The organism is Streptomyces sp. NPDC018833, from assembly GCF_044390825.1.
GTDB lineage: Bacteria > Actinomycetota > Actinomycetes > Streptomycetales > Streptomycetaceae > Streptomyces.
In genome coordinates, this window is the sequence record NZ_JBIRZM010000004.1 from 256567 (window position 1) to 281918 (window position 25352).

Here is a 25352-nt window from a genome sequence, read left to right on the forward strand (position 1 = left end):
GCTCACCCGTCCGGGCCCGGCCGCCAAGGCCACCGTGCGGCCCACGCTGAACCCGCCCCCGGCTCGGCCACCCGCCCGCAGCCGCCAACGCAGTCCTCTCCACCCACCGGAAGACCCGCGCCCCGTACGCCCCAGGCGCATGCGCGGTGCCGGTCGGGGAACCAGCCCGACCGGAGGCCTGGAGCACCGCCACGGACTGAAGGCCCCGCCGGACCCCGGCCGCGCCGGGGTCGTCGGCGTAAGGCACACCCACCCCGTTACGGCACCGCGTGCCCCCGTGTGTGGCCCGCGCTGTTCGGCGTCGGCGGGCGCTCTCCCGCCGGCAGCGCCGGGCGGTGCCAGCCGCGCTCGCCCCTGGCCAGCAGCCACGCCGTCGTCTCCTGGGGCGGCATCGCCGCCGCCACCAGCCATCCCTGCACCGCGTCGCAGCCCAGGTCCCGCAGCCGCTCCCAGGTCTCGTCGTCCTCGACGCCCTCCGCGACGACGAGGAGGCCGAGCGAGTGGGCCAGGTCGACCGTGCACCGGACGATCTCCGCGTCCTCGGTGTCGATGGCGAGCCGTGCCACGAAGGACCGGTCGATCTTGAGCTCGCTGACCGGGAGCCGGCGCAGGTGGACCAGGGAGGAGTAGCCCGTGCCGAAGTCGTCGAGGGACATCTTCACGCCGTGGTCGGCGAGCCCGGCCAGCGTGTCGGCGGCCCGCTGCGGGTCCTCCAGGAGCACGTGTTCCGTGATCTCCAGCTGGAGCGCGGCCGGCGGGACCCCGTGCCGGGCGAGCCTCGCGGCGACGGCTCCGGCGAAGCCGGGGGTGTGGACGTCGCGGGGCGAGACGTTGACGGCGACCGGGACCGTGAGCCCCTGCGCGCGCCACCGGGCGACCTGTGCGAGCGCCGTTTCCAGCACGTACTCCGTCAGATGCGGCATCAGCCCGGACGACTCGGCGATGGCGATGAACTCGTCCGGGGGGACCCGTCCGCGCTCGGGGTGCACCCAGCGGACGAGCGCCTCGAGCCCCGAGACGTGCCCGTCGAAGCGGACCTTGGGCTGGTAGTGCAGCTCGACGTCGCCCGCGTCCAGCGCCCGGCGCAGGTCACCGAGCAGACCGAGCCGGTCCGGGGTGTTGCTGTCCCGCTTGGACTCGTACACCTCGACGCCCGTACGGTCCCGCTTGGCCTGGTACATCGCCACGTCCGCGCGGCGCAGCAGCCCCTCGGCGTCGAGGGCGTGGTCGGGGAAGACGGCGAGTCCGGCGCTGGCCTCCAGGACGAGGGTGAGCCCGTCCAGGTCGAGCGGCGAGGACAGTTCGGCGACGAGATGACGGGCGACGCGCTGGGCGCTGGTCGTGGAGTCGGCGGCGGGCAGCAGGACGGCGAACTCGTCGCCGCCGAGCCGAGCCGCCTCGGCCCCGCGCGGCAGTGCCAGCCGGAGCCGCTCCGCGATCTGGAGCAGCAGGCGGTCCCCCGCGAGATGGCCGAGGGTGTCGTTGACGGCGCGGAAGCGGTCGAGGTCGATGAGGACGAGCGCCGAGCGCGCTCCGGTGCTCTCGGCGTCCTCCAGCGCGGACCAGGTGCGCTCCAGCAGCCAGTGCCGGTTGGGCAGTCCGGTCAGCGGGTCGCGCAGTTGCTCCTCGGCGCGGGCCCTGGCGATCCAGAGTGTGGAGTCGAGGGCGATCAGGGGGACGGCGAACAGCGGCAGCAGTACGGGCATGGCGACGGCGACGACGCTGATGAGCGGGGCGATGCCGACGAGGGCGAGGGCGACGAGGCCCTGCCGGAGCAGGGCGGTGCGCGCGACGGTGGGCAGCCCGCCGCCCTGGGGGGCGAGGACGTACCACAACAGCAGCCGGGTGACGGCGAGATAGGCGGTGGCGGCGACGATGACCTCGGGGGCGGCCTCGATCCCCCAGCGCAGCGGGTCCCACGGCTGTTCGACGGTCGGTACGACTGAGAAGGCGGCGAGCGCGAGCGCGGCGGCGCCGATGCCCAGGACGTCGACGGCGCCGTGCAGCAGGCCCTGGCGCCACCTGCCCCGGCAGGCGGCGCCGACGAGGGCGACTACGGAGAGACTGACGAGCCCGGCGGGCACCCAGCCGAAGAGGAGCAGGACGGCCAGCGTGAGGGCGGCCCCGGAGCCGGTCCCGCCCCACCAGCGGTCGCGGCCGAGAGCGACGAGATGGCCGACGATGATCCCGGTGAGCAGCGCGAGGGACCAGCCCTCGGTGGAGCCGGGGAACAGGGCGTGCCCTTCGCGTACGGTGGTGACGACTCCGGTCACGAGCACGAGCGCGGCGCACGCGACAACGGCCGTGGGCAGCCCGGGGGTCCGGCCCACCAGGGCCGCGAGTGCACGCGGCCGCGGGACCGGGGCGGCGCTCTCGGTCGGTTTCATTCCCGTCCCTCTCACAGCCGGCGGTGCCGATGCGGCCCTGCCCTGTCGATCCTGCCGGGCCTGATCCCGGGTCTGACCGAACAGAACGGGACCGTGCGATGGCTCCCGTTTGTCATGCCACCACGACTGAAATCCCACCACGCAGCCGTGCACGACAGGCGCACGTCTCAACAGTAGGCCGCAGGAGGCTCGGACGGGCAGCGCTCTACAGCTCTTGCCCGAATGCGACCCAGCCATCCTCATCCATCTGTTATGCGCTGAACGGGTGACCTGCACCGGCCCTTCCACCAGCGCCCCGAGCGTCGCTTTCCGGCCCCCGCGCGCCCCCTCCGAGCTCCCTGTGCGCCCCCGCGGAACCCCCTCTTTCCGTGCGTGTCACGCCTCTTCGGTCACAGCCGCCTCACGAGCCGCGTCCGGGCCCTGATCCAGGAGGACGGCGAAGCCCGCTTCGTCCAGCACCGGCACCTTCAACTGCATGGCCTTGTCGTACTTCGAACCGGGGTTGTCCCCGACCACGACAAAGCTGGTCTTCTTGGAAACCGAACCGGCCACTTTCGCTCCAAGGCTCTGGAGCGCCTCTTTTGCGCCATCTCTGGTGTACTTCTCCAGGGTGCCGGTGACGACGACCGTCAGCCCCTCCAGCGGGCGCGGGCCTTCGGGCTCTCCCGTGGTCTCCGCTGTCAGCGGGACCCCTGCCGCACGCCACTTGCGCAGGATCTCGCGGTGCCAGTCCTCCTCGAACCACTCCTTGAGGGAGGCGGCGATGATCGGCCCCACGCCGTCGGTCGCGGCGAGTTCGGCTTCCGTGGCCTGCTCGATCCGCTCGATGGAGGGGAACTCCCGGGCCAGGGCGGCCGCGGCGACCGGTCCGACATGGCGGATGGACAGCCCGTTGAGGAAGCGGGCGAACGGGCGCTGCTTGGCCGCCTCGATGTTGTCCAGCATCGCAAGGGCGTTCTTCCTGGGGCCGCCCTCCTTGTTCGCGAAGACCGTGACGACCTTGTCCTCGCCCGTTTTCGGGTCCCGCTTGGGCAGTCCGCTGTCCTGGTCGAGGACATACGCCTTGATGGGCAGCAGCTGATCGACGGTGAGGTCGAACAGGTCGCCCTCGTCCTTCAGCGGCGGGTCGGCCGGCTCGAGCGGCCGCGTCAGCGCGGCGGCGGCAACCTTGCCGAACGCCTCGATGTCCAGGCACTCGCGGCCCGCCAGATAGAACAGGCGCTCACGCAACTGGGCCGGGCAGGACCGGGCGTTGGGACAGCGGATGTCGACGTCGCCCTCCTTCATGGCCCGCAGCGGCGTCCCGCACTCGGGGCACTCGGCCGGCATCACGAACTCGCGCTCGGTGCCGTCCCGCAGGTCCACGACGGGCCCGAGGATCTCCGGGATGACCTCGCCCGCCTTGCGCAGCACCACGGTGTCGCCGATGAGGACGCCCTTGGCCTTGACCACGTCCTGGTTGTGCAGAGTCGCGAACTCGACCTCGGAGCCCGCCACCGTGACCGGCTCCACCTGCGCGTAGGGAGTGACCCTGCCGGTGCGGCCCACGCCCACCCGGATGTTGACCAGCTTGGTGTTGACCTCCTCCGGCGCGTACTTCCAGGCGATGGCCCAGCGCGGGGCGCGCGCGGTGGAGCCGAGCCGTCCCTGGAGCCGGATCTCGTCGAGCTTGACGACGACGCCGTCGATCTCGTGCTCCACGGAGTGGCGGTTCTCGCCGAAGTGGGCGATGAACTGCCGCACCTCGTCGAGGGAGCCCACGACTTCACTGTGCCGGGCGACCGGCAGACCCCATTCGCGCATCAGGCCGTACGCCTCGGACAGCCGGTCGATGTCGAAGCCCTCGCGAGCGCCGATGCCGTGGACCACCATGTGGAGCGGGAGCTTGGCGGTGACCCTGGGGTCCTTCTGGCGCAGCGAACCGGACGCGGAGTTGCGCGGGTTGGCGTACGGCTGCTCGCCCGCCGCCACGCGGCGTTCGTTGAGCTCCTGGAACTTCTCCATCGGGAAGTAGACCTCGCCGCGGATCTCCACGAGGTCGGGGACACGGTCGCCGCGCAGCCGGTCGGGGATCTCGGCGATGGTGCGCACATTCGGTGTGATGTCCTCGCCGATGCGGCCGTCGCCCCGGGTGGCCGCCCGGGTCAGGCGGCCCTTCTCGTACGTGAGGTTGACCGCGAGGCCGTCGACCTTGAGCTCGCACAGGAAGTGGTAGCCGGGCGCGCCGACGTCGCGGGCGACGCGCTCGGCCCAGGCGGCGAGCCCGGCGTCGTCGAAGGCGTTGTCCAGGGAGAGCATGCGCTCGCGGTGCTCGACCTTGGTGAGCTCGGTCTCGTAGTCCCCGGAGACCTTCTGGCTCGGCGACTCGGGGGTGCGCAGCGCCGGGTACTCCTCCTCGATCGCCTCCAGCTCGCGCATGAGCCGGTCGAACTCCGCGTCGCTGACGATCGGGGCGTCCTTCACGTAGTACCGGAAGCGGTGCTCCTCGATCTGCTCGGCGAGTTGGGCATGCTGCTCCCGCACATCGGCGGGCAGTGCCGTCTGCTGTTCGCCAGCCACCGTTTCGTCCTTCCGTCTGCCGTGCACCCGTTACTCAGGGTTGTCCGCGAGGGATCTCGCTGCGCGGACGCAGTGGGCGAGCGCCGCGCGCGCGTACGCGGGCGAGGCACCTGCGAGGCCGCAGGCAGGGGTGATCACGACCGACTCGGACAGAGTCCCCGGATTCAGCCCCAGCCTGCGCCACAGTGTCCGTACACCCTTGACGATATCGGCGCCCACCGACAATCCGGCCGATGCGGTCTCGGTGGAGGGGACGACGCCCGCGAAGAGCTTGGTGCCGCACTCGACGGCTTCGCCGATCGCCTCCTCCTCACGCTCGGTGAGCAACCCGAAATCGAACGAGACCCCCTGGGCCCCGGCGCGGCGCAGCAGCGCGAACGGCACCTCGGGCGCGCAGGAGTGCACGATCACCGGGTCGTCGCTGACCGCGACGATGTCCCGCAGCGCGCTCTCGACGACCTGACGGTCCACCGCGCGGTGGGTGCGGTAGCCACTTGCCGTGCGGATCTGCCCGCGCAGCACGGCGGTGAGGGAGGGCTCGTCAAGCTGGAGCACCACCTGCGCACCGGGGATCCGGCGGCGTACGTCGGCCAGGTGACCGCGCAGGCCCTCGGCGAGCGAGGCGGAGATGTCCCGGCAGGCGCCGGGGTCGCCGAGGGCGGCCTCGCCGCCGCGGAGTTCCAGGGAGGCGGCGAGCGTCCAGGGACCGACCGCCTGGATCTTCAGCGGCCCTTCGTACCCCTGCGTGAACTCCTCCAGCGCGTCCAGGTCCTCCCGGAGCCAGGAGTGCGCGCGGCGCGTGTCGCGTCCCGGCCGGTCGCTGACCCGCCAGCCGCTGGGCTCGACATGGGCGTACATCTCGACGAGCAGCCCGATGGTCCGCCCGATCATGTCGGCGCCGGGCCCGCGGGCGGGCAACTCGGCAAGGTGGGGGAAGTCCTCGACGGACCCGGTGACGGTCCTCGCGCTCTCCCGGGCGTCCCCGCCGGGCATGGATCCGACACCGGTCGCCGTTCCCCAGGTGAAGTGCTGTTTCTCGCTCACGCGGGAAGCGTACGTGGCGGGGCGGCGGGGGAGGCGCGGGGCTGCTGCCGGCGCGGGCGGGGTCCCGTCGGCGCTTGCCGGCGCACCGCGGGGCTGCTGCCGGCGCGGGCGGGGCCCCGTCGGCGCTTGCCGGCGCACCGCCGCGTACCTCCGGGTCGGCGCACCGCCGCGTACCTCCGGGTCGGCGCACCGCCTCAGGTCGAGGGGTCAGCGCCCGGCCGCTCATGTCCGGGTCGGCGCCTCGCCGCGTGCCCGACGGGTCAGCGGCCCGCCGCGCGGGGCGGGGTCAGCGGCCCGCCAGGTACGTCCGGGTCAGCCTCGCCCCGGCCGCACCGTCACGTCGTTGATCTCGGCGTCGCGCGGCAGATCGAGCGCGGTGATGATCGTCGTGGCGACCGACTCGGGGTCGATCCAGCGCGACGGATCGAACTCCTTGCCCTCCTGGGCGTGCACCTTGGCCTGCATCGGGCTCGCCGTCCGGCCCGGGTACACCGACGTCACCCGCACCCCGGACGCGTGCTCCTCCTGCCTCAGCGAGTCGGCCAGCGCCTTGAGGCCGTGCTTGGAGGCCGCGTAGGCGCCCCAATCGGCATGGGCGTTGAGACCGGCGCCCGAGTTGACGAAGACCACATGGCCCTGGGCAGCGCGCAGTTGGGGCAGGAAGAGCCGGGTGAGCTCGGCGGGCGCGACCAGGTTCACGTCGAGTTGCTGGTGCCAGATCTTCGGCGTCAGTTCACCGACCGGGCCGAGGTCGACGATGCCGGCGATGTGCAGCAGCGAGTCGACGCGGTCCGGCACGGTCTGGTGGCCGAGCGCCCACGAGATGCGGTCGGGGACGGCGAGGTCGGCGACGAGCGTGCGGGCGCCGGGGAACCGCGCGGTGAACTCCTTGGCGCGGCCCGCGTCACGTGCCACGAGGACGAGATCGTCGCCCCGCTCGTGCAGACGGCGGGCGACCGCCGCGCCGATGCCGGAGCCTGCGCCGGTGATCAGATGGGTAGCCATGCCCGCCATGCTCGCACTACTGGATGCCGGCACTCTCCTCCAGGTAGGCCATGGCGGACGCGCCGTCCTCGGCGAAGAACACCAGGTCGGTCAGGGGCAGCGGCAGGAAGCCCTCGTTCTCCATCCGCTGGAACTGCTCCTTCAGCCCGTCGTAGAAGCCGGCGGCATTGAGCAGGACCACCGGCTTGATGTGGTGGCCGTGCTTCTTCAGTTCCAGGATCTCGGTGGCCTCGTCCAGCGTGCCGGTGCCGCCGACCATGACGACGACCGCGTCGGACTTGGCGAGCAGCAGCGCCTTGCGCTCGGCGAGGTCCCTGGCCACGACCATCTCGTCGGCGGTGGGCCGCGCCTTGGACTGGAGGAACTCCACGGACACCCCGACCAGCCTGCCGCCGGCCTCCGCCACACCGTCCGCGACGACCTTCATCAGCCCGACGTCGGAACCGCCCCAGACCAGGGTGTGACCACCCTTGCCGATGAGCTCCGCGAATTCGCGCGCGGGGCGGGTGTAGCGCTCGTCGAGGTCGGCGGCGGAGAGGAAGACGCAGATGTTCATGGGGCAACCGTACGGGTCGCCGGAAGCCCGCCGCGAAGTCTTTCCGCTCCCGCCGATGGGCTCCTATGAGGGGCCGGTGACCTCTCTCACGGACAACTCGGGCAGGACGCTCAGCAGGGCGGAATTGGCGGACGGTACACGCATCGTCTACCCCTTCGGGGGCACCGCCCGTCGCATGAGTGCGGTTACGGAGTTTCGGTCAGCACCGGCTTCTGAGGCAGCCCGCCATTGTCCTCACACTTCAGCTCCTCGGCCACGGCGAGGGACGCGGTATGGACGACGGTCAGGCCAGCCTCACGGTGCTCCTCGGAGTCCTTCTCGAGGCCGGAATGGAGGCGGAACGCGCCGAGCACCCGCGCAGGGCGCTCGCGCGAGCCCTTCAACCGAGGGCTGACACACTCGAAGTAGAGCCGGGCTCCTCGCGGTCCCGCCTCGGCCTCCGTGCCCATGGCGTAGGCCCGCTCACCTTCGGCACGCCGGCCCGTGCCGATGTCACCCGGCGCGTAGATCGAGAATCTGAGTGACGCTTGACCGGAGATCCCTGAGCCCTTCGGACTTACCGAGCACAGCTCATCCGCATAGCTCCAGGAACGGCCGGATTCGTATCCGCTCTGAACAGCATCAGCCACACGCTCGAGGGCGCCGCGGCCAGTGCTTCCGTACGGCCCGACGCCCATGACGCGCTCAAGTGCCTCTGTGGCTCTCCCCCTGAACACGCCGTCGCACACCTCGGACGCACCCACATAGCGAGGCGGCTCCTGGGACTCCTCACCACCACAGGCCATGGTCCCCGCCCCCAACAGCAGCACCGCGCCGAGAACGGGAGCCCAACTCCTTCTCGTCCGTACGGATCCCACGTGACTTGTCCCTCTCTGCCCGCGACGTTCTCAACCGGTTACGGGGTCCGCGCCCTGTTGGTTCTCACGAGCATTTCCCTTGCCATATCCGACAATCATGGACTCCCTCAGATCCTGGCCCAAATTACTGTTGAATTCGATGCCGTGGTATTGCATGAACTTCTTCGACGGAGCCTCAGCCATGGCCTCTCCCCCCGAGAACACCCTGGTCTTCTCCTCTCGGGTGAGGTCCTCGAACTTCTGCTTGTTTTCGTCGATCGACTTGTCCGAGACGTCTCCGACGACCTGACCGAGGACCTGCCCGACTGCACCACTCGCCGTATCCGTAGCAAGCGGGATGAGCACGGCCGCGGCACCGACGGCGGCGGTCACCGGAAGGAAGGCGACACCTGCGGCCAGGGCGGTCGTGGCTCCAAACTGGACCCAGCCGGCACGCTTCTGCACTTCCTTCTGGTACTCCTCGTGGGCCTTCAGATTGGTCGCCTCCACCTGATCGGCTCGCGACTGGTCGAGCATTCCCTGCACCTCGGCTCCGGTACCCACCGCAGAGCGGGCCCGGCCGGTGTCGATCTTCCCGTGCTCGTCGACCTGCGCCTCGAGCACGCTGGTCGTATAGATCTCATTGGCTTTGGAGACCGTGGCGTACGCGTCGGGGTGCTGGCCGAGCACACTGAGAAGGAAGCGGGCCGTGTCCCTGTCCAGCTTGAGATGACTCTCTTCGTTCCTGTTCGGCGCGAAGACGCTTTCTCTGTGGCCTTCTTGAAGAGCCCAGTTGATGTCGTCGATGTAACCAGCAGTCATGTTGCCCACGCTGTCCGCGAGGGCCTCGTGCTGCTTCAGCAGGGCGCCGTCGGGTGCGTACTTCTCGACCACCTTGTTCATGAGCTCAGCAGTGTCTGCGTCGCGGACCGGCGTCGGGTTCGGGTCGTCCCAGGCGTATCCGAGGGCGCCTGCCTCAAGGGCGTGTCCCAGCGCATCCGGCAGGTCATTGACGGAACTCTTTAGCTCATCCGGGGCAAGAGTGTCAACGTCGCCGAAGGACTTCCAGTCCTTGTCCGTGAAGAAGTCGAGATAATTCGTGAACGAATTCCCGCTCTTATCCTTCCCCAGGTCGGCAGTAGCACCCTTGTTGACAGTCCCGTCCTCGTTGTAGGCCGTCGGCGGATCCGTGAAGAAGTGCTTGGCCGCGTCCGGACTGTGCCCCAGGGCCTCCAACATTGCAACCGTCGGGTCATAACCCGACCCGTTGACGCCGGACGGGTTGAAGGGGTTCTTGAAGAGGCTGTTCACCACCTTGTTCTCGGCGAACAGGTACGGGTTCTTGGCATGCAGCTGCGCCACGTGCTCGGCGATCGGGTTGAGGAACTTCGCGTCGTAGTTCCCGTACCGCATGATGCCGCCGAGCAGTTGGTAGCCGAAGGGCCCACTGTAGTCATGCTTGGCCAGCGGGATGCGCTCGGTGCCGAGCTTGCGCAGTTCCGGTCCCCACTCGGCGGTGAAGTCCTTGTCGTGAGAGGCGGTGGCGAGGGTGAGGCCGAGATTCTTTTGCAAGGCTTGGACGTCCTTGAGGCGCTCCTTGTCGAGCTTGCCGTATTCGTAGGTGTCCGTGGAGAGCTGCCCGAAGAAGGCCAGTGACTTCTCAGGTCCGAGCTTCTCGTAGAAGTTCTTCGAGAACTCCGGCGACTTGCTGTTGTCGTGCAGCAGTTCATTGAGCGCCTGGAGTTCGGTGTGTGTGATACCGCGCCCTTTGGCCGCGAGGGCGGCGGCATGGGCGGCCTCTTCCTGGTCGAGGCTCTTGTACTTGGGGGCGGTGAAGTTGTGGCCATCCGTCACGTTCGCCGCCAGGGCCCGCTTCAGTGAGTCGTCGGCATCCGAACAGTCATCGACGATCTGGTCAATCATCTTCTGCCAGGAGGCGACAGCTTCCTTCTGCTTTCGCACGGCTTCCTGGTACTGGGCGCGATCCGTGTCCTGGCGAGCTGCCTCGTCCTTCTCCACATCGTGCCGAGGCGCGACCTTGCCGTTGGCGTCCACATGGATGCCCGCGGCTGGACCCTCCTCGTCCCTGATCCTGACCAATGCGTCCTTGGCCCTCTTGAACGAGTTGTGCGCGTCCTCTAACAGCAGTTTGATGCCCTTGGCCTGTGCGGCGGCGTCGTCGAACTCCTTGGCTGTCTTGGCGATGAAGGGCCTGGTGACGTCGGAGTTGACGCCCTGCCATTGGGCCTTGTCGGATTTCGCCTTCACACCCTGCCGGGCGTCGTCGGCGAGCTTCTCCAACTTGGCCACCATTTCCGACCAGTCGTCCGCAGCTTGCTTCAGCTTGCCCACAGGCGCGTTGACGACTTCATCAAAAGTCAGCATGGCGTTCCCCCCGCGGACTACTTGAAGTATTCGCTGATCTTGGACACAGAGAGCAGATTGCCGCCGATGTCTGCATCGTTCTTGGCATGGGTGGACTTGGTGTAGTCGAGGTGGTTGGAGATCCGAGCACAGGCGTCCAGGAGCGTCCGCAGCTGCTTGTTCCAGCGATCGTGCACCTTCAGCAGCTCCGACCCGCTGGTGAAGCCGCCGTTCGTCAGGGCGATCGCTGCATTGAAGGTTGCAGGACGGGCGTGATCACCGTCCCGAGAGAGCCGACCGTAGAGCACGTAGGCTTCATGCCCGACTGCTCCGAGATCGTCTTTGTTCACCACCAGATCAGCAGCACCGCCGGAGGCTCCAGGGCCTTCATCAACTCGATTCAGTTGCATCTGTGCCGGCTGCCGCTCAGTAGCCTCGGTCTTGATCTGTTCCCACTCGCCCCAATCCATCATCTGCCCCCGTTCGACCTGTTCTGGTTGTGTGGTGCCGTGTTTGGCGGCAGTGGCGGCTTCGCGTAGTAGGGCTGACCCACTCCGTACGGGTGCGGGGCGACGGCGGCCGGTGCCGGTAGTGCTGTACTGCGGCGCTTCCTGAGCACCGGGATCGCGATCGCCGCGCCGAGCACGACGGCGGCGCCGATGCCCGCAGCGATCCACAGGCCCGTGTTCCCACTCTCGTCGCTCGACGCCGCGGGGGCGGTCGTCGGCTCGTCGTCGGCGGGCTTGGGTGCGGATGCTTCGGGAGACGGGGATTTGGCACCCGCGTAGCTGAAGTCCGGAATCGGGTACTCGTCCGCGGGGCCCGGGGCGCCCGGGTCCTTCAGGGCCACGCGGGGCCGGACGACGCCGTAGCCGACCACGTCGTCCCGGCTGAGGCCCTTCTCGTTGCCGCTGGCGGTCTGCATCAGGACGCGCAGCACCTGGTTGTTGGTCCAGTCCGGGTGCTGCGACCAGAGAAGGGCGGCGGAGGCGGAGGCGAGGGCCGATGCGGAGCTTGTCCCGGTTCCATCACAGAGCTGTGTCCCCTTGGAACAGGCATGGACGATTTCCTCGCCCGGGGCGGCAAGGTCAACCTGAGGGCCCCACTGAGAGTTCTTCAACGGCTTGGCCTTCTCGTCGACACCCGCTACGCCCACGACTCCTTGAGTCGCTGCCGGATAGGAGATCTGGTTGGTCGTGTCACCCTTGTTGCCAACCGCGGCGAATATCAGCTTGCCCTTGCCGAGCGCATACCTGACGGCGCTGGTCAGCTCGGGCGTGTCCACGTCCTTGGTTCCCGGCGTGTTTCCACTGCCCATGGAAACGTTGATGATTCGCGCCTCGGAATCGGCCGCGAATCTAATGGCTTTGGACATGTACTCGGAGAACCTGGCGTTGACATTCACCTTGCCGTAGTCCTCGGTTCCGTACGGCATTCTGATGGGAAGAATCTTGGCGCCGGGAGCCAGGCCATACGATCCGTTCGTCTTCCCCCGCGCTCCTGTAGCTGCGATCAGGGCCGCCATACCGGTTCCGTGGCCCGCCTGATCGGTGTGCTCGCCGCCCTCCAGGCCTGAGTAGTCCACTCCCGCCAGGACCTGGCCGCGCAGGTCCGCAATGCTCTTGTCGACGCCGGAGTCGATCACCGCGACCGTGATGCCCTCTCCGGAGCTGGTCTTCCACATCTCTTCGGCGTGCATGGCGTCGAGATGCCATTGCTGGTCCCGGACGGTCTCGGCATGTGCGGGGACCGTCGCGACGCCTGTCAGCATCAGGACCATGGCGGCCGTCAGGACGTGGCGGAGCCTGGCGGGCTGCCTGCTGCTGGTGCGCATCTCGTACCTCATACGGATTCGGTGCATGGAAGTCACTCGACGACTGGGGGGACGATACGGCGACCGTTCTGCTTCCAGGTCTCCTCGTCCTCGGCGAGGTACTCAGGCCGGCCGCCGCCCCGCTCGTCACGATGGCCTGCCGACGGGTTCGAGGCCGGGGGCGGGGCTGCCGCTCCTCCCCGTCCCGCAGCGGCTCCCGGGACGCCTGGCCGGGGAGAGGATCCGGGTACGGGGCCGGAGCCGCCCGGCGTGATGGGGCGCACCCCCGGCCGACCCGCCTGCTGGGGGTTGCCTCCGACGATGCCCCCCGCCTCGGAGGCGTAACGGCGACCACCAGGTGCACCCGGTCGTGAGGTGCCGTTCCCTGCCCCCATCGCAGGCTGGTGGCCCATCGGGCCCCGGGCGGTCGGCGTCCCTTCCCCGCCGACGACCAGACCACGCGGGATCCCCCGCGCCGGGCCCGTCGTGCTCGGGGGCACCGGTCGTCCGCCGATGATTCCGCTGTCACGCGGCAGACGCCCCGCAGCAGTGGGCCCCAGCGGCCCCTGACTGGGCAGGGCCGGTGGCCGCACGCCGTACTGGCCGGGGCGCCCCGTCACGGGGGGCGCAGACGGCAAAGAAGGCTTGATCTCACCCTTGCCGAACGCAGGGGGAAACGGCGCGGGCGGCAGGACCCGGGGATCAGGCATGCCGCTCGGCGGCGGACTGACAGGGGGCGCGGCCGGAGATGACGGCGGCGCCACCGGCAACACCGGAACGTTATCGATCTCCATACGCGTCGGCGGGTTCAGTCGGGAGCCATCGGCCGACGGTGTGATGCCGCCAGGTTGCGATGAAGCAATGGCTTCAGCGTGTGAGGAGGCCCGAGCCCCGTCTGCAGAAGTACCGCCGGCCATCGCTGCCCCGCCTGTCGCAAAGCTGTCCTGCCCGGGAAGGGCCCGGACATTCTCGGGTTGCCACCACTCGTCCTTCCCCATGAACATGGCCGGCGGCGGAAACGTCGGCGGCGGGACCGCGTTCACCTGCTGTGCCGTGAACTCGTACGTCTGCGCCAGCTTCCGCAGCCGCTGCACCGCCTCGAACCGGGCCGCGTCGATCCGGCCCTGGGCCGCCGCCGCATCCGATTGCGCCCGCTCGGCAGCGCCGCGCGCGTCCGTCTCGTTACGGTTGGCCGGGTCGGTGGCGACCCCGTACGCCTCCTGAGCCTTCCGGAGATCGCCCTGCGCCCGCGTCGTCTCCGACACCGGCGGCATCGCTGCCTTCACCTCGGCGATCGCCTGCGCAACCTCCTCCATCCACCGCGACGCACCCTTGCTGTACTCCCCCAGCCGCAGCGTCACGCTCGCCGTCTGCCCGCCCCACTCGCGGAAAGCGTCGCCGCCCTCGCCGTGCCAGGGCAGGCCCGTCACGTACTCCTTCAGGTCTTCGCCGATCTTCGTGATCGCCGAGGACGCCTGGGCCAGCTTCGTCGAAAGGTTCGACGCACCGGCCGGGCTGGCCGACGCCACCAGCGCCACGAGCTGCTGGTGCGTCATCGACTCGAAGTCCGTGTGCCGGAGCTGCGGCTTCTTCCCACCCATCAGAAGCCCGTCCCCTTGTCCACGTTCTTCTTCGCCGGCCCCTGCTCGACGAACGGGTCACGCTCCCGGTCGTAGTACGACTCCACCTCGGCGTTGACCGCCTTCATGCGGTCACGGATGTCCTGGTCGACGTTCTCGTACCCCACCTGGGAGGAGTGCACCGCCAGGCCCATGCCCTCGATCTGTGCACCCAGAGCCTTCGACAGCTTCTCCAGCTCGTCGTGGACGATGCGGTACGACTCGAACAGGAATTGCGCCTCACCGAAGTCCGCCGCCCCCAGCTGCCCACGCACGAGCCGGTCGTCGCCCATCCTGCCCGGCGCCGCCTCGGAACCGTCGAGCACGATCAGCAAGTCGTCGACCCGCTTCTTGAAGCCCCTCATCTTCTGGGCCTCGATCGCCAAGGCCTGCTGCGGATTCACCGCGTACAAACTGTCGAACGACGCCCCCGTGTCCGGCGACGCCGCTGCTCCATTTCCCCCGCGCTCCACAGCGCCCTCCCCCGTACAGCTGATACACGGAGGGCCATTCTAGGTCGAGACCAGGAAGGGATTCACAGCAGCAACGACGCCAAAACGTAGGCACATCGAGCCAGATTGGCCGGGAGATTCCAGACCCCGGACTCCCCTCCCCGGCGGTGACAGGGGAGGGAGACGCCTCCGCCGGTCGCGATACAGGCCAGGAGCTCAGGCCACCAGCGTGGCCGTGGCCGGTGTCGGCGGGCCTGCGTCGAGACGCAGCACCATGAGGCAGCACTCCGGCTGGAGTTCGGCGGACGCGAGGTCGCCCGACCCCAGCTGGAGCGTCTTGCGGAGGCCGCAAACCGTGCCAACATCACGCTGCTCGTCATCCCGTTCACCGTAGGCGGATTCCATGGCGCAGGACAGTCGGTCCCGTACGCGGAAGGTGCCGTCCCACAGCTGGACACCGTTCAGTTGGACACCGCACTCGGCGCAAACTTCGTCGATGCGCCGGCACCACTCGCCAACTACCGTTCCCTGCTGGACCTGATGGAGGAGTCGGCGCTCCCTCCGGATGATTTCCAGGAGCTCATCCGGTCCATCGCAAGCAGGCTTTGTGAGGACTGCTGGTGAACGGGCACTCGACTGGAAGCGCTCATCGTTCTGTGGCGGCGGCGGCAACTGCGTGGAAGTAGCCGTCTCAGCCGACCGCATAGCCATCCGCGACAGCGTCTTCCCGCGTCAGACGATCAAGGTCGATCGCCACGCATTCGCGATATTCGCCACGCACCTGCCGGATGGCAGCGACTCGGCCGGTCCCCTCCGCTGACGCAGCCCAAGCCCGGCAGCGGCGTCAGGCGACCGCGGCCGCCCGCCGCGTCGTCGCGATCGTCGCCGAGCCCACCACGCGTGTGCCGTCGTAGAGCACGATCGCCTGGCCGGGCGCGACCGCGCGGACCGGCTCCGTGAAGGTGACGTGCAGCTCTCCGTCCACCAGCTCCGCCGTCGCCCCGGTCTCGCCCCCGTGGGCGCGCAGCTGCGCCGTGTACGTACCGGGGCCGGACGGGGGCGCGCCGCACCAGCGGGGCTTGATCGCGGTCAGAGCGGTGACGTCCAGCGCCTCGGCCGGGCCGACCGTCACCGTGTTGTTGACCGGTGAGATGTCGAGGACGTAGCGCGGCTTGCCGTCCGGGGCGGGGTGCCCGATGCGCAGGCCCTTGCGCTGGCCGATGGTGAAGCCGAACGCGCCGTCGTGGCTCCCCAGCCTGTTGCCGGCCTCGTCGACGATGTCGCCCTCCGCCGTACCGAGGCGGTCCGCCAGGAAGCCCTGGGTGTCGCCGTCGGCGATGAAGCAGATGTCGTGGCTGTCGGGCTTCTTCGCGACCGCGAGCCCGCGCCGCTCGGCCTCGGCCCGGATCTCGTCCTTGGTGGTGAGCGTGTCGCCCAGCGGGAACATCGCGTGGGCGAGCTGCTTCTCGTCCAGGACGCCGAGGACGTACGACTGGTCCTTGGCCATGTCGCTGGCGCGGTGCAGCTCGCGGGTGCCGTCCTCCTGGAGGACGACGGTGGCGTAGTGGCCGGTGCACACCGCGTCGAAGCCGAGCGCGAGCGCCTTGTCCAGCAGCGCGGCGAACTTGATCTTCTCGTTGCACCGCAGGCACGGATTGGGCGTGCGGCCGGCCTCGTACTCGGCGATGAAGTCCTCGACCACGTCCTCGCGGAAGCGCTCGGCGAGGTCCCACACGTAGAACGGGATGCCGATCACGTCCGCGGCACGGCGTGCGTCGCGGGAGTCCTCGATGGTGCAGCAACCGCGGGCGCCCGTACGGAACGACTGCGGGTTCGCGGAGAGAGCGAGGTGGACACCGGTGACGTCGTGCCCGGCCTCGGCGGCGCGCGCGGCGGCGACGGCGGAGTCCACACCACCGGACATGGCGGCGAGCACACGGAGGGGGCGCGGGGAAGTCTGAGTCATAGCGATACCAGGGTACGGGGCCGGGGAACCGAAGGCTCGCGCGTATGCGTTGTGATCGGCATGGGGAGCGAAAAGAAGCACGGCAGGGGCGGGTCCGGTCCGAGCCGGCGTGCCGTTCTGATCGGCACCGGTGCCGTGCTCGTGGGCGGCGGTGTCGTGGCTCAGGACGAGTTGCGCCGTGCCTGGTGGCGGCTGCCGGGAATGGCCAGGCCGCGCAAGGCCGGCGAGATCGACCACGCCGGCGCGGAGTGGACCGCCGCGTCCCGGGGGAACTGGCGCCTGGCCGACCGGCCCGAGGACTACGGCATCGACCGCGTGATCATCCATGTCGTCCAGGGCAGCTACCCCACGGCGCTGAAGGTCTTCAAGGACCCGGGCCACGGCGCGGCGACGCATTACGTGGTCCGCAAGGACGGTCATGTGGCGCAGATGATCCGCGAGCTGGACGTCGCCTTCCACGCGGGTAACCGCTCGTTCAACGAGCGCAGCATCGGCATCGAGCACGAGGGCTTCGTGGACCGCCCGCAGGATTTCACGGACGCGATGTACCGCGCGTCGGCGAAGCTGACGGCGGGCATCTGCGCGCGGTACGCGATATCCGTCGACCGTGAGCACATCATCGGGCACGTCGAGGTCCCCGGCACGGACCACACGGATCCTGGGCCGCACTGGGACTGGAAGCGCTATATGAAGCTGGTGCGGGAGGCGGCCGCCGCCTAGGGGCGGCCTGAGCCGTGCGGGCGGGCCTGAGCCCTGTGACAGGTCTCAGCTGAGTCCTGCCGTACGGGCCCGTTCGACGGCGGGCCCGATGGCTCGGGCCACGGCGTCCACGTCGGCCTTCGTGGAGGTGTGGCCGAGGCTGAAGCGCAGAGTCCCGCGGGCCAGGTCCGGATCGGTGCCTGCGGCGAGCAGGACATGGCTGGGCTGGGCGATGCCCGCCGTGCAGGCGGAGCCGGTGGAGCACTCGATGCCCTGCGCGTCCAGCAGCAGGAGCAGCGAGTCGCCCTCGCAGCCGGGGAAGGTGAAGTGGGCGTTGGCGGGGAGCCGGTCGACCGGGTCGCCGCCGAGGATGGCGTCGGGCACGGCATCGCGTACCGCGCGGACCAACTCGTCGCGCAGCGCACCGATGTCACGGGCGAAGTCCTCGCGGCGCTCGGCCGCGAGCCGTGCGGCGACGGCGAAGGACGCGATCGCGGGGGCGTCCAGCGTGCCGGAGCGCACGTGCCGTTCCTGGCCGCCGCCGTGCAGTACGGGCACCGGGCTGTACTCGCGGCCGAGCAGCAGCGCGCCGATGCCGTAGGGGCCGCCGATCTTGTGACCGGAGACCGTCATCGCGGCGAGCCCCGAAGCGGCGAAGTCGACGTCGAGCTGGCCCACGGCCTGGACGGCGTCGGCATGCAGCGGGACATCGAACTCACGTGCCACCGCGGCAAGTCCGCGGACGGGGAAGACCGTGCCGATCTCGTTGTTGGCCCACATGACGGTGGCCAGCGCGACATCGTCGGGGTTGCGCTCGATCGCCTCGCGCAGGGTCTCGGGGTGGACCCTGCCGTACGCGTCGACCGGCAGGTACTCGACGGACGCGCCCTCGTGCTCGGCCAGCCAGTCGACGGCGTCGAGGACGGCGTGGTGCTCGACGGGGCTGGCGAGGACGCGGGTCCTGGCCGGGTCGGCGTCACGTCTCGACCAGTACAGGCCCTTGACGGCGAGGTTGTCCGCCTCGGTGCCGCCGGAGGTGAAGACGACTTCGCTGGGCCGTGCGCCGAGGGCCTCGGCGAGCGTCTCGCGGGCCTCCTCGACGGTACGACGGGCCCGGCGCCCTGCGGCGTGCAGCGCGGAGGCGTTGCCGGTGACGGCGAGCTGGGCGGTCATCGCCTCGACCGCCTCCGGAAGCATCGGAGTGGTCGCGGCGTGGTCGAGGTATGCCATGGTGGCCTCGATTCTACGAGGCACGGTGGGGGCGCGGCTGCGGCGCAGGGGTGCACGGTCGCCCTGCGTGCGTCCCCGGCAGGTGCCGGGGACGCTCTCCCCCGGTGACGGCTCAGCCGCCGAAGCTCCAGACAACGGATCCGTTCACCGTCACGAGGACGGCGAGGACCACGAGGTCGGCGATGCCGAGCGCGAGCCCGAGGAACGCGCGGCCGCGGCGCACGGTTCCGCGCCGCAGGGCGAGTGCGGCGAGCACGACGGCCGTAGGGCCCAGCACGATGTTCATCACCAGCAGCCCGACGAGGCCGAGTACGAAGGCGGCGACGGCCATGCCGTCGGCGTCCTTGCGCCGCTCGCCCCCGCTTACGGGCATGGCGAGTTGCATGAGGTTCTTCTCCTTCGAGGGTCTTGGGGGTCAGTTGCGCCGGGCGCGGAGCTCGCGCACGGCGAAGGCGAGCAGCCAGCAGCCGATGACGGCGCCGGCCACGAGGGAGACGGAGGCGGGGAGTTGGACCACGGCGCCCAGCATCACGCCCATGAGGAGGAGTGCTGCGACGAGGACTATCACGGTCGTCCTTTCGGTGAACTTTCAGAGTACGAGTGTTCACTGACTCACCAGTCTATTCTTCGGTTTCCCCGAGAACGGTTGTTTACTGAATGTCATGAGTCACACCGTCGGCATCCGGCAGGCACAGAAGCAGAAGACCCGTCAGGCACTCCTCGACGCGGCGCTTCGGCTGCTGGAGGAGCAGAGCCTGAGCAGCCTCGGACTGCGCGAGGTGACCCGGGCGGTGGGCGTCGCGCCGACCGCGTTCTACCGGCATTTCCGGGACATGGCCGACCTCGGTGTCGCGCTCGTCGAGGAGACGCTCGGCAACCTCCACGCGACGATCGGCGAGGCGCTCACCGACTCGGCCGACTCCGTGCGCATCGACCGCACGGTGGCGCTCATCGCCGACCTGGTGCGCACGTCGCCCGCACATGTGCGCTTCGTCGCACGTGAACGCCATGGCGGGGTCGCGCCGGTACGGGAGGCGATAGCCGAACAGCTGCGGCGGTTCGCGGACGAGGCGGCAGCGGTGTTCGCGCGGGACCCCGGATCCAAGGGCTGGCGCGAGGACGATCTGCACATGCTCGCGGGCATGTGCGTCGATCACATGCTGATGACGGCCTCGTCCTTCCTGGAGGCGGGCCCGGAGGGCGAGGCCAGGGTGACGAGCACGGCCCGACGCCAACTGAGGCTGATCGCCCTGGGGCGCAGGCACTGGCTGGACTGAGGCGCGGGGCGGCGCTCAGCAGGGAGTGAAAGCTCGTGCCGACGGGCCCGCGGGTTGTGCAAGGTGCGCGAGGAACGCAGCGTGCGCGAGGTGCCCGAGGAACGCGAGGAACGCGAGGAACGCGAGGAACGCGAGCACCGCGGGGGTACGAGGGCATGCGGAACGCCCGGCACGGCGGCACAGGTGCACGGGTGCGACGCGCCAGGAGCCGGGCGCCACGGGGTCCATGGGGGCAGCGCGCCACCCGGCGCGTCAGGCGCGCGGCGCCTTCGCCAGTTGGCGGGACTGGGCCACCAGGCGGTCCGCCGAGTCCCAGACCTCCGCGTCCTCCTCCAGGAAGCCGCCGGCCAGGTTGCGCGTCGTGATCGACACCCGCAGCGGGCCCGGAGCCGGGCGGCAGCGCACATGCGTCGTCAGCTCCACGGTCGGCGTCCAACCCGTCAGGCCGAGCTCGAACGACGTGGGCGGCAGCGCGTCCACCGTGAGCAGCAGCGACAGCGGGTCCGCGTCGCGCCCGTCCGCCAACGCGAACCAGCCCCGCATCTCGCCCTTGCCGGACGGCGCGCCGATCGCCCAGCCGACCGTCGCCGGATCCAGCTTGATGTTCAGGCGCTCGGTGATCGCCGAGCTGCCCGGGATGGGCGCCGGCCCGTCCGAGGGGCCGAGGCAGTGCTCCAGCGGCGGGATCTCGGGCGCCTTCGCCGACGTGCGCACATCGTCGGGGAGCGCGTCCAGGTCGCCGTAGGAGGCGAGCACCCGGATGCGCTCCACCTCCGTGCCGTCCTCCTCGAACTGAAGGAGCGACGCCTGCCCGGTGGACAGCGTGCGGCCGGTGCGGACGACCTCGGTACGGATCACCGCGGGACCCGGCCGGGAGGCCGTAAGGTAGTGCGCCGAGATCGTGAACGGATCGGGGTGCGGAAGCGCGTCCCCGAGCGCACGACCCAGCATCGCCAGCAGATAGCCGCCGTTGACGGCTTGGATGATCGTCCAGCCGGCCGAGAGCTCCGCGTCGTAGACGCCGGTCTCGCGCAGGGTGACCGCGGTGTCGCGGTCGAACTCACTGTCCCCGACGGTCGCCTGTGCCGTCTGCGCTGCCTCTGCCATGCCGGTACCGTACAACAAACAACTACTGAGCGGTAGCTTTTTCTTCTGTCGCCTCCGACCGCCGGTTCCAGGCGCGCGGCGCCCGCCAGTGGAAGCGCATCGCCAGCAGCCGCAGCACGAACGCGGTCACCACGGCCAGCCCGCTCGTCGCCGCGTTCAGCACGTCGAACCGGATGCACAGCACCACCATCGAGGCACCCACGATCGCGGGCACGGCGTACAGGTCCCGGTCCCAGCGCAGCAGCGACGGCACCTCGTTGGCCAGTACGTCGCGCAGCACACCGCCGCCGACCGCCGTGGCCAGCCCGAGCGCGGCGGAGAAGGTGAGCCCCAGCCCGTACTCGTACGCCTTGGTCGTTCCGGTCACGCAGAACAGGCCCAGACCCGCCGCGTCGAAGACGTTGACGCCGGTCTGGATGCGCTCCACGTGCGGGTGCAGGAAGAAGACCAGGCCCGTGGCCACCAGGGGCATGAGGAAGTACCCGAGATCGGTGAAGGCCGCGGGCGGTACGGCCCCGATGATCAGGTCGCGCAGCAGCCCTCCGCCCAGCGCCGTGACCTCGGCGAGCACGGCGATGCCGAACACGTCGAAGTTCTTGCGCACGGCGAGCAGCGCCCCGGAGATCGCGAAGACGAAGATCCCGGCGAGGTCGAGCGCATGCTGGACGGAGGGGGTGAACAGTTCTTGGAACACCGCACGATTGTGCCGTGTCCGGCGACCCCGTGCCGCGCGGCGCTATTCCTTGCGGACGCCCTCCGACCCCTCGCGCCCGCCGCCCTCGACGGTCGCGGGCGCCGCGACGGCCGCGTCGGCGGCTTCGGGAGCCGCGTCGGCGGAGCCGCCGTCCACCGGGGCCGCAGCGGTCTCCTCCGAAGCCTCGCCTCCGGCGTCGGTCGAAGCGTCGGCGTCGGTATCGGTATCGGTGTCGGTGTCGGTGTCGGTGTCGGTGTCGGTGTCGGTGTCGGGCGAAGCATCGGCATCGGCATCGGTCGAAGCGTCGGCATCGGCCTGCGCCTCGGTCGGAGCGTCAGCGGTCTCCGCCGAGGCCGAGTCGGTCGAGTTCTCGGCCTCCTCCGGCGCCCGCTCGTCCCGCACCGCCTCGCCTTCCGGGGCCGCCTGCTCCTTCGAGGACTTCGAAAGCTTCGAAGATGTCTCCTCGGAAGAGACCGTCTCCACCGACTTCGGCATCGCCGTCACTATCGCGACCGCCTCGCGCGCCGACGCCAGGGCCACGTCCTGCGGCACCTGGTCCTCCGCGTTCTCCGGGTGGTGACAGGCCACCTGCCTGCCCGGCTTGAGCGTGAGGAACGGCGGTTCCTGCGTGGTGCAGACCTGCGTCGCCTTCCAGCACCGCGTGTGGAAACGGCAGCCGGTCGGCGGCGAGATCGGGGAGGGGACGTCGCCCTTGAGCAGGATGCGCTCGCTCTTCACGCCGCGGCGGCGCGGGTCCGGCACCGGCACCGCGGACAACAGCGCCTTGGTGTACGGGTGCATGGGCGTCTCGTACAGCGACCTGCGGTCCGCCAGCTCGACGATCTTGCCGAGGTACATCACCGCGATGCGGTCCGAGACGTGCCGGATCACCGACAGGTCGTGGGCGATGATCACGTACGTGAGGCCCAGTTCGTCCTGGAGGTCGTCCAGCAGGTTGACCACCTGCGCCTGGATCGACACGTCCAGCGCGGAGACGGGCTCGTCCGCGACGACCAGCTTCGGCTTGAGCGCGAGCGCTCGGGCAATGCCGATGCGCTGGCGCTGGCCGCCGGAGAACTCGTGCGGATAGCGGTTGTAGTGCTCGGGGTTGAGGCCCACGAGCTCCAGCAGCCGCTGGACCTCCTTCTTGACGCCGCCCTCGGGCCGTACGCCCTGGAGCTTGAAGGGGGCCGAGACGATCGTGCCGATCGTGTGGCGCGGGTTCAGCGAGGAGTACGGGTCCTGGAAGATCATCTGCACGTCACGGCGCAGCGGGCGCATCTTCCCGACGCCCAGGTGGGTGATGTCGTGCCCCTGGAACTCGATCCGTCCACCGGACGGTTCCAGCAGCCGCGTGATGAGCCGCCCCATGGTCGACTTGCCGCAGCCGGACTCGCCGACGACACCCAGGGTCTCGCCAGGCCGGACGTCGAAGCTCAGCCCGTCGACGGCCTGGACGGCCCCCACCTGGCGCCGCAGCAGCCCCTTCCTGATGGGGAAGTGCTTGACCAGGCCCTCGACCTTGAGCAGTGCCTCGGGCGAGGACGGTGCGGCAGGTGAGGACGGCGCGGTGGCCGTCTGCTCCGGGATCGTCACGTCGTTCTCACTCACAGCTTGGGCGCAATCTCTTCGGTCCAGATCCGCGTCCGCTCCTCCTGCGACATGTGGCAGGCCGAGAAGTGCCGGCTGCCGACCTCGCTGAGTTCGGGGCGGACGGTGCGCGTCAGGTTGTCCTTGGGGACATCGGCGTACGGACAGCGCGGGTTGAAGGCGCAGCCGTCGGGGACGTTGATGAGGCTCGGCGGGGAGCCCTTGACCGGGATGAGCCGGTCGGTCTGGTCCCGGTCTATGCGCGGCATCGAGCCCAGCAGGCCCCAGGTGTAGGGGTGCTGGGGCTCGTAGAAGACCTGCTCGGCGGGGCCCCGCTCGACGCACCGGCCGCCGTACATCACCAGGATGTCGTCGGCGAGCTCGGCGACGACGCCCAGGTCGTGGGTGATGATGATGACCGCGGAGCCGAACTCCTTCTGCAGGTCCCTGATGAGGTCGAGGATCTGGGCCTGGACGGTCACGTCCAGGGCGGTCGTCGGCTCGTCGGCGATCAGCAGCTCGGGGTTGTTGACGAGGGCCATGGCGATCATCGCGCGCTGGCGCATACCGCCGGAGAACTCGTGCGGGTAGCTGTCGACGCGCTTGTCCGGCTGCGGAATGCCGACCCGGTCGAGCATCTCGACCGCCCGCCTGCGGGCGGTCTTCTTGTCGACGTCGTGGTGGACCAGGTACGCCTCGGTGATCTGGCGTCCGATCGTGTAGTACGGGTGCAGGGCGGACAACGGGTCCTGGAAGATCATCGCCATGTCGCGGCCGCGCAGCTTGCGCACCTCGTCGGGGTCCGCGTTCAGCAGCTCCGTGCCGTCCAGCCATACCTCGCCGGAGATCTGCGCGCGGCGCCGACCGTACTGGCCCGCCGTGTGGAGGCCGAGGATGCCGAGCGAGGTGACGGACTTGCCGGAGCCGGACTCGCCGACGATGCCGAGCGTCTTGCCCTTCTCCAGCTGGAAGCTGAGGCCGTCGACGGACTTGACCAGACCGTCGTCGGTGGGGAAGTGGACCTTGAGGTCGCGGACTTCGAGGAAGGCGGTGGGGGCGGACTGACCGACGGCGGCCGGCTCCCCCAGTGCGGTGCCCGTCGCGACGAGGTCTGCGTTGCCAGGCTTGGTCAGGTCGGTCATCCGATCCTCACTCGCGGGTCGACGACGGCGTACAGAAGGTCGACGAGGAGATTCGCGACACAGATGAACAGCGCCGCGAACAGCGTGACGCCGAGAATGAGGGGAAGGTCCTTGGAGCTGATGGACTCGATCGCGAGGTGGCCGAGGCCCGGCAGGTTGTACGTGGTCTCGGTGAGTACCGCTCCGCCCAGCAGTGCGCCGAGGTCCAGGCCCAGCAGGGTCAGCACCGGGGTCCAGGTCGACCGCATCGCGTGCCGCCCTATGACGGTCTTCTCCTTCAGGCCCTTGGCACGGGCCGTACGGATGTAGTCCTCGCCCATGATCTCGAGCATGGTGGCCCGCGTCAGCCGGGCGTACATCGCCGCGTAGAGGAAGGCCAGGGTGATCCACGGCAGGATCAGCGTCTGGAACCACTGGGCCGGGTCCTCGTCCAGCGGCGCGAACTCGCCGCTGACCCAGTCGAGCTGGTAGCTGAAGATCGCGAGCGAGAGCAGACCGGTGAAGTAGATGGGGAGCGAGACGCCGGCCAGTGCGACGGTCATCGCGCCGCGGTCCCAGATGCTGCCCCGGCGCAGTGCGGAGACGACACCCGCCGAGACACCGCCGATGATCCACAGCAGGCACGCGCCCGCGGCGAGCGACAGGGTGACCGGGATCGCCTCGGACAGCAGCGGCCACACCTCCTGCTCGGTGCGGAAGGAGTAGCCGAAACACGGGGCCGGGCAGTGGGTGACGTCCGCGCCGTTGGTGTACTCCCGACCGGCGAACAGGCCTTGCACGAAGTGCCAGAACTGCACCAGCACCGGGTCGCTGAGCCCCAGCTTCTGGCGGATGCCCTCGATCGACGCGGGGTCGGTCTGCTTGCCCGCGAAGAGGTACGCGGGGTCCGAGCCGGCCCACTTCGGGAGCACGAAGAAGATGACGAAGGTCGTCAGGGTCACGACCAACAGCATCATGGCGACGGCGAACAATCGCCGGATGACGTAAGCAAGCACTGTGCGCGGCCCGGCGG

At 69.7% G+C, this 25352-nt stretch carries 25 protein-coding genes; 4 read left to right on the forward strand and 21 right to left on the reverse strand.

All coding sequences use genetic code 11. The annotated features are described in order from the left end of the window. Window positions 1–257 precede the first annotated feature (257 nt). The 12 genes from ACH5AF_RS10935 to ACH5AF_RS10990 form a co-directional block, all read right to left on the reverse strand. Window positions 258–2387 (reverse strand): putative bifunctional diguanylate cyclase/phosphodiesterase, encoded by a 2130-nt coding sequence (locus tag ACH5AF_RS10935; protein WP_398901230.1) that lies wholly within the window; start codon window positions 2385–2387, stop codon window positions 258–260. A gap of 375 nt (window positions 2388–2762) precedes the next feature. After that, window positions 2763–4946 carry an NAD-dependent DNA ligase LigA gene (ligA, locus tag ACH5AF_RS10940; RefSeq protein WP_398901231.1) on the reverse strand — a complete coding sequence of 728 codons (2184 nt, stop codon included), beginning with the start codon at window positions 4944–4946 and terminating at the stop codon, window positions 2763–2765. A 30-nt stretch (window positions 4947–4976) separates the two neighbouring features. Next, window positions 4977–5990, reverse strand: coding sequence for a methionine synthase (locus ACH5AF_RS10945; RefSeq protein ID WP_398901232.1), 1014 nt, complete (start codon window positions 5988–5990; stop codon window positions 4977–4979). Window positions 5991–6302: 312 nt separating this feature from the next. Further along, window positions 6303–7004 carry an SDR family oxidoreductase gene (locus ACH5AF_RS10950; RefSeq protein ID WP_398901233.1) on the reverse strand — a complete coding sequence of 234 codons (702 nt, stop codon included), beginning with the start codon at window positions 7002–7004 and terminating at the stop codon, window positions 6303–6305. 7 nt (window positions 7005–7011) lie between these two features. Beyond that, the gene (locus ACH5AF_RS10955; protein WP_398901234.1) at window positions 7012–7551 is read right to left on the reverse strand and encodes a TIGR00730 family Rossman fold protein; all 540 of its coding nucleotides are present in this window, start codon (window positions 7549–7551) and stop codon (window positions 7012–7014) included. Window positions 7552–7736: 185 nt separating this feature from the next. Beyond that, complete coding sequence (locus tag ACH5AF_RS10960; RefSeq protein WP_398901235.1) at window positions 7737–8180, reverse strand: hypothetical protein; 444 nt, start codon at window positions 8178–8180, stop codon at window positions 7737–7739. A 258-nt stretch (window positions 8181–8438) separates the two neighbouring features. Beyond that, on the reverse strand, window positions 8439–10772 hold the full coding sequence (locus ACH5AF_RS10965; RefSeq protein WP_398901236.1) for a hypothetical protein: 2334 nt from the start codon (window positions 10770–10772) through the stop codon (window positions 8439–8441). Between the two features lie 17 nt (window positions 10773–10789). Next, window positions 10790–11221 carry a hypothetical protein gene (locus tag ACH5AF_RS10970; protein WP_398901463.1) on the reverse strand — a complete coding sequence of 144 codons (432 nt, stop codon included), beginning with the start codon at window positions 11219–11221 and terminating at the stop codon, window positions 10790–10792. Then, on the reverse strand, window positions 11221–12585 hold the full coding sequence (mycP, locus tag ACH5AF_RS10975) for a type VII secretion-associated serine protease mycosin (RefSeq protein ID WP_398901464.1): 1365 nt from the start codon (window positions 12583–12585) through the stop codon (window positions 11221–11223). Before mycP ends, ACH5AF_RS10970 begins: the two co-directional genes overlap by 1 nt. 32 nt (window positions 12586–12617) lie before the next feature. Further along, the gene (locus ACH5AF_RS10980) at window positions 12618–14165 is read right to left on the reverse strand and encodes a hypothetical protein (protein WP_398901238.1); all 1548 of its coding nucleotides are present in this window, start codon (window positions 14163–14165) and stop codon (window positions 12618–12620) included. Then, the gene (locus ACH5AF_RS10985) at window positions 14165–14587 is read right to left on the reverse strand and encodes a hypothetical protein (protein ID WP_398901239.1); all 423 of its coding nucleotides are present in this window, start codon (window positions 14585–14587) and stop codon (window positions 14165–14167) included. The genes ACH5AF_RS10980 and ACH5AF_RS10985 overlap by 1 nt, the downstream gene beginning before the upstream one ends. Window positions 14588–14851: 264 nt before the next feature. Further along, window positions 14852–15040: a hypothetical protein gene (locus ACH5AF_RS10990; protein ID WP_398901240.1), complete on the reverse strand. Its 189-nt coding sequence runs from the start codon at window positions 15038–15040 to the stop codon at window positions 14852–14854. Here ACH5AF_RS10990 and ACH5AF_RS10995 point away from each other — a divergent pair. Continuing rightward, the gene (locus ACH5AF_RS10995; RefSeq protein WP_398901465.1) at window positions 14963–15259 is read left to right on the forward strand and encodes a Scr1 family TA system antitoxin-like transcriptional regulator; all 297 of its coding nucleotides are present in this window, start codon (window positions 14963–14965) and stop codon (window positions 15257–15259) included. The genes ACH5AF_RS10990 and ACH5AF_RS10995 overlap by 78 nt on opposite strands. Continuing rightward, window positions 15201–15455 carry a DUF397 domain-containing protein gene (locus ACH5AF_RS11000; RefSeq protein ID WP_398901241.1) on the forward strand — a complete coding sequence of 85 codons (255 nt, stop codon included), beginning with the start codon at window positions 15201–15203 and terminating at the stop codon, window positions 15453–15455. The genes ACH5AF_RS10995 and ACH5AF_RS11000 overlap by 59 nt, the downstream gene beginning before the upstream one ends. A gap of 24 nt (window positions 15456–15479) precedes the next feature. Here ACH5AF_RS11000 and mnmA read toward each other — a convergent pair whose 3' ends face one another. Next, the gene (gene mnmA / locus ACH5AF_RS11005; protein ID WP_398901242.1) at window positions 15480–16601 is read right to left on the reverse strand and encodes a tRNA 2-thiouridine(34) synthase MnmA; all 1122 of its coding nucleotides are present in this window, start codon (window positions 16599–16601) and stop codon (window positions 15480–15482) included. A 60-nt stretch (window positions 16602–16661) separates the two neighbouring features. On the opposite strand from mnmA, the gene ACH5AF_RS11010 reads away from it, so the two are divergent. After that, window positions 16662–17321 (forward strand): N-acetylmuramoyl-L-alanine amidase, encoded by a 660-nt coding sequence (locus ACH5AF_RS11010; protein ID WP_398901243.1) that lies wholly within the window; start codon window positions 16662–16664, stop codon window positions 17319–17321. 45 nt (window positions 17322–17366) lie between these two features. On the opposite strand, the gene ACH5AF_RS11015 is transcribed toward ACH5AF_RS11010, so the two are convergent. The 3 genes from ACH5AF_RS11015 to ACH5AF_RS11025 all read right to left on the reverse strand — a co-directional run bounded on the left by ACH5AF_RS11015 (window position 17367) and on the right by ACH5AF_RS11025 (window position 19098). Beyond that, on the reverse strand, window positions 17367–18530 hold the full coding sequence (locus tag ACH5AF_RS11015; protein WP_398901244.1) for a cysteine desulfurase family protein: 1164 nt from the start codon (window positions 18528–18530) through the stop codon (window positions 17367–17369). A 112-nt stretch (window positions 18531–18642) separates the two neighbouring features. After that, entirely contained in the window at window positions 18643–18915 is a 273-nt protein-coding gene (locus ACH5AF_RS11020) for a DUF4190 domain-containing protein (protein ID WP_398901245.1), read from the reverse strand. A 30-nt stretch (window positions 18916–18945) separates the two neighbouring features. After that, window positions 18946–19098 (reverse strand): hypothetical protein, encoded by a 153-nt coding sequence (locus tag ACH5AF_RS11025; RefSeq protein ID WP_398901246.1) that lies wholly within the window; start codon window positions 19096–19098, stop codon window positions 18946–18948. A 94-nt stretch (window positions 19099–19192) separates the two neighbouring features. On the opposite strand from ACH5AF_RS11025, the gene ACH5AF_RS11030 reads away from it, so the two are divergent. After that, the gene (locus ACH5AF_RS11030; protein WP_398901247.1) at window positions 19193–19807 is read left to right on the forward strand and encodes a TetR family transcriptional regulator; all 615 of its coding nucleotides are present in this window, start codon (window positions 19193–19195) and stop codon (window positions 19805–19807) included. 252 nt (window positions 19808–20059) lie between these two features. Here the strand turns inward: ACH5AF_RS11030 and ACH5AF_RS11035 are convergent, their stop codons facing one another. From ACH5AF_RS11035 to ACH5AF_RS11055, 5 genes are read right to left on the reverse strand one after another with little or no spacing between them, the layout of a single operon-like run. Continuing rightward, the gene (locus ACH5AF_RS11035; protein ID WP_398901248.1) at window positions 20060–20914 is read right to left on the reverse strand and encodes a thioesterase family protein; all 855 of its coding nucleotides are present in this window, start codon (window positions 20912–20914) and stop codon (window positions 20060–20062) included. 22 nt (window positions 20915–20936) lie between these two features. Next, window positions 20937–21608, reverse strand: coding sequence for a trimeric intracellular cation channel family protein (locus tag ACH5AF_RS11040; RefSeq protein WP_398901250.1), 672 nt, complete (start codon window positions 21606–21608; stop codon window positions 20937–20939). Window positions 21609–21650: 42 nt separating this feature from the next. Continuing rightward, complete coding sequence (locus tag ACH5AF_RS11045) at window positions 21651–23198, reverse strand: ABC transporter ATP-binding protein (RefSeq protein ID WP_398901466.1); 1548 nt, start codon at window positions 23196–23198, stop codon at window positions 21651–21653. Window positions 23199–23215: 17 nt separating this feature from the next. Beyond that, window positions 23216–24340, reverse strand: coding sequence for an ABC transporter ATP-binding protein (locus ACH5AF_RS11050; protein ID WP_398901251.1), 1125 nt, complete (start codon window positions 24338–24340; stop codon window positions 23216–23218). Continuing rightward, window positions 24337–25335: an ABC transporter permease gene (locus ACH5AF_RS11055; RefSeq protein WP_398901252.1), complete on the reverse strand. Its 999-nt coding sequence runs from the start codon at window positions 25333–25335 to the stop codon at window positions 24337–24339. The genes ACH5AF_RS11050 and ACH5AF_RS11055 overlap by 4 nt, the downstream gene beginning before the upstream one ends. Window positions 25336–25352: the final 17 nt, after the last annotated feature.

What these genes read in the sequence shown, in the direction of transcription:
- ACH5AF_RS11050 (WP_398901251.1), bottom strand. Translation starts at nt 24,340, where the DNA reads ATGACCGACCTGACCAAGCCTGGCAACGCAGACCTCGTCGCGACGGGC.
- mnmA (WP_398901242.1), bottom strand. Translation starts at nt 16,601, where the DNA reads ATGACTCAGACTTCCCCGCGCCCCCTCCGTGTGCTCGCCGCCATGTCC.
- mycP (WP_398901464.1), bottom strand. Translation starts at nt 12,585, where the DNA reads ATGCGCACCAGCAGCAGGCAGCCCGCCAGGCTCCGCCACGTCCTGACG.
- ACH5AF_RS10935 (WP_398901230.1), bottom strand. Translation starts at nt 2,387, where the DNA reads ATGAAACCGACCGAGAGCGCCGCCCCGGTCCCGCGGCCGCGTGCACTC.
- ACH5AF_RS10950 (WP_398901233.1), bottom strand. Translation starts at nt 7,004, where the DNA reads ATGGCGGGCATGGCTACCCATCTGATCACCGGCGCAGGCTCCGGCATC.
- ACH5AF_RS11000 (WP_398901241.1), top strand. Translation starts at nt 15,201, where the DNA reads ATGATTTCCAGGAGCTCATCCGGTCCATCGCAAGCAGGCTTTGTGAGG.
- ACH5AF_RS11030 (WP_398901247.1), top strand. Translation starts at nt 19,193, where the DNA reads ATGAGTCACACCGTCGGCATCCGGCAGGCACAGAAGCAGAAGACCCGT.
- ACH5AF_RS11015 (WP_398901244.1), bottom strand. Translation starts at nt 18,530, where the DNA reads ATGGCATACCTCGACCACGCCGCGACCACTCCGATGCTTCCGGAGGCG.
- ACH5AF_RS11035 (WP_398901248.1), bottom strand. Translation starts at nt 20,914, where the DNA reads ATGGCAGAGGCAGCGCAGACGGCACAGGCGACCGTCGGGGACAGTGAG.
- ACH5AF_RS10980 (WP_398901238.1), bottom strand. Translation starts at nt 14,165, where the DNA reads ATGGGTGGGAAGAAGCCGCAGCTCCGGCACACGGACTTCGAGTCGATG.
- ACH5AF_RS11020 (WP_398901245.1), bottom strand. Translation starts at nt 18,915, where the DNA reads ATGCAACTCGCCATGCCCGTAAGCGGGGGCGAGCGGCGCAAGGACGCC.
- ACH5AF_RS11010 (WP_398901243.1), top strand. Translation starts at nt 16,662, where the DNA reads ATGGGGAGCGAAAAGAAGCACGGCAGGGGCGGGTCCGGTCCGAGCCGG.
- ACH5AF_RS10990 (WP_398901240.1), bottom strand. Translation starts at nt 15,040, where the DNA reads ATGGAATCCGCCTACGGTGAACGGGATGACGAGCAGCGTGATGTTGGC.
- ACH5AF_RS10970 (WP_398901463.1), bottom strand. Translation starts at nt 11,221, where the DNA reads ATGGATTGGGGCGAGTGGGAACAGATCAAGACCGAGGCTACTGAGCGG.
- ACH5AF_RS10965 (WP_398901236.1), bottom strand. Translation starts at nt 10,772, where the DNA reads ATGCTGACTTTTGATGAAGTCGTCAACGCGCCTGTGGGCAAGCTGAAG.
- ACH5AF_RS10955 (WP_398901234.1), bottom strand. Translation starts at nt 7,551, where the DNA reads ATGAACATCTGCGTCTTCCTCTCCGCCGCCGACCTCGACGAGCGCTAC.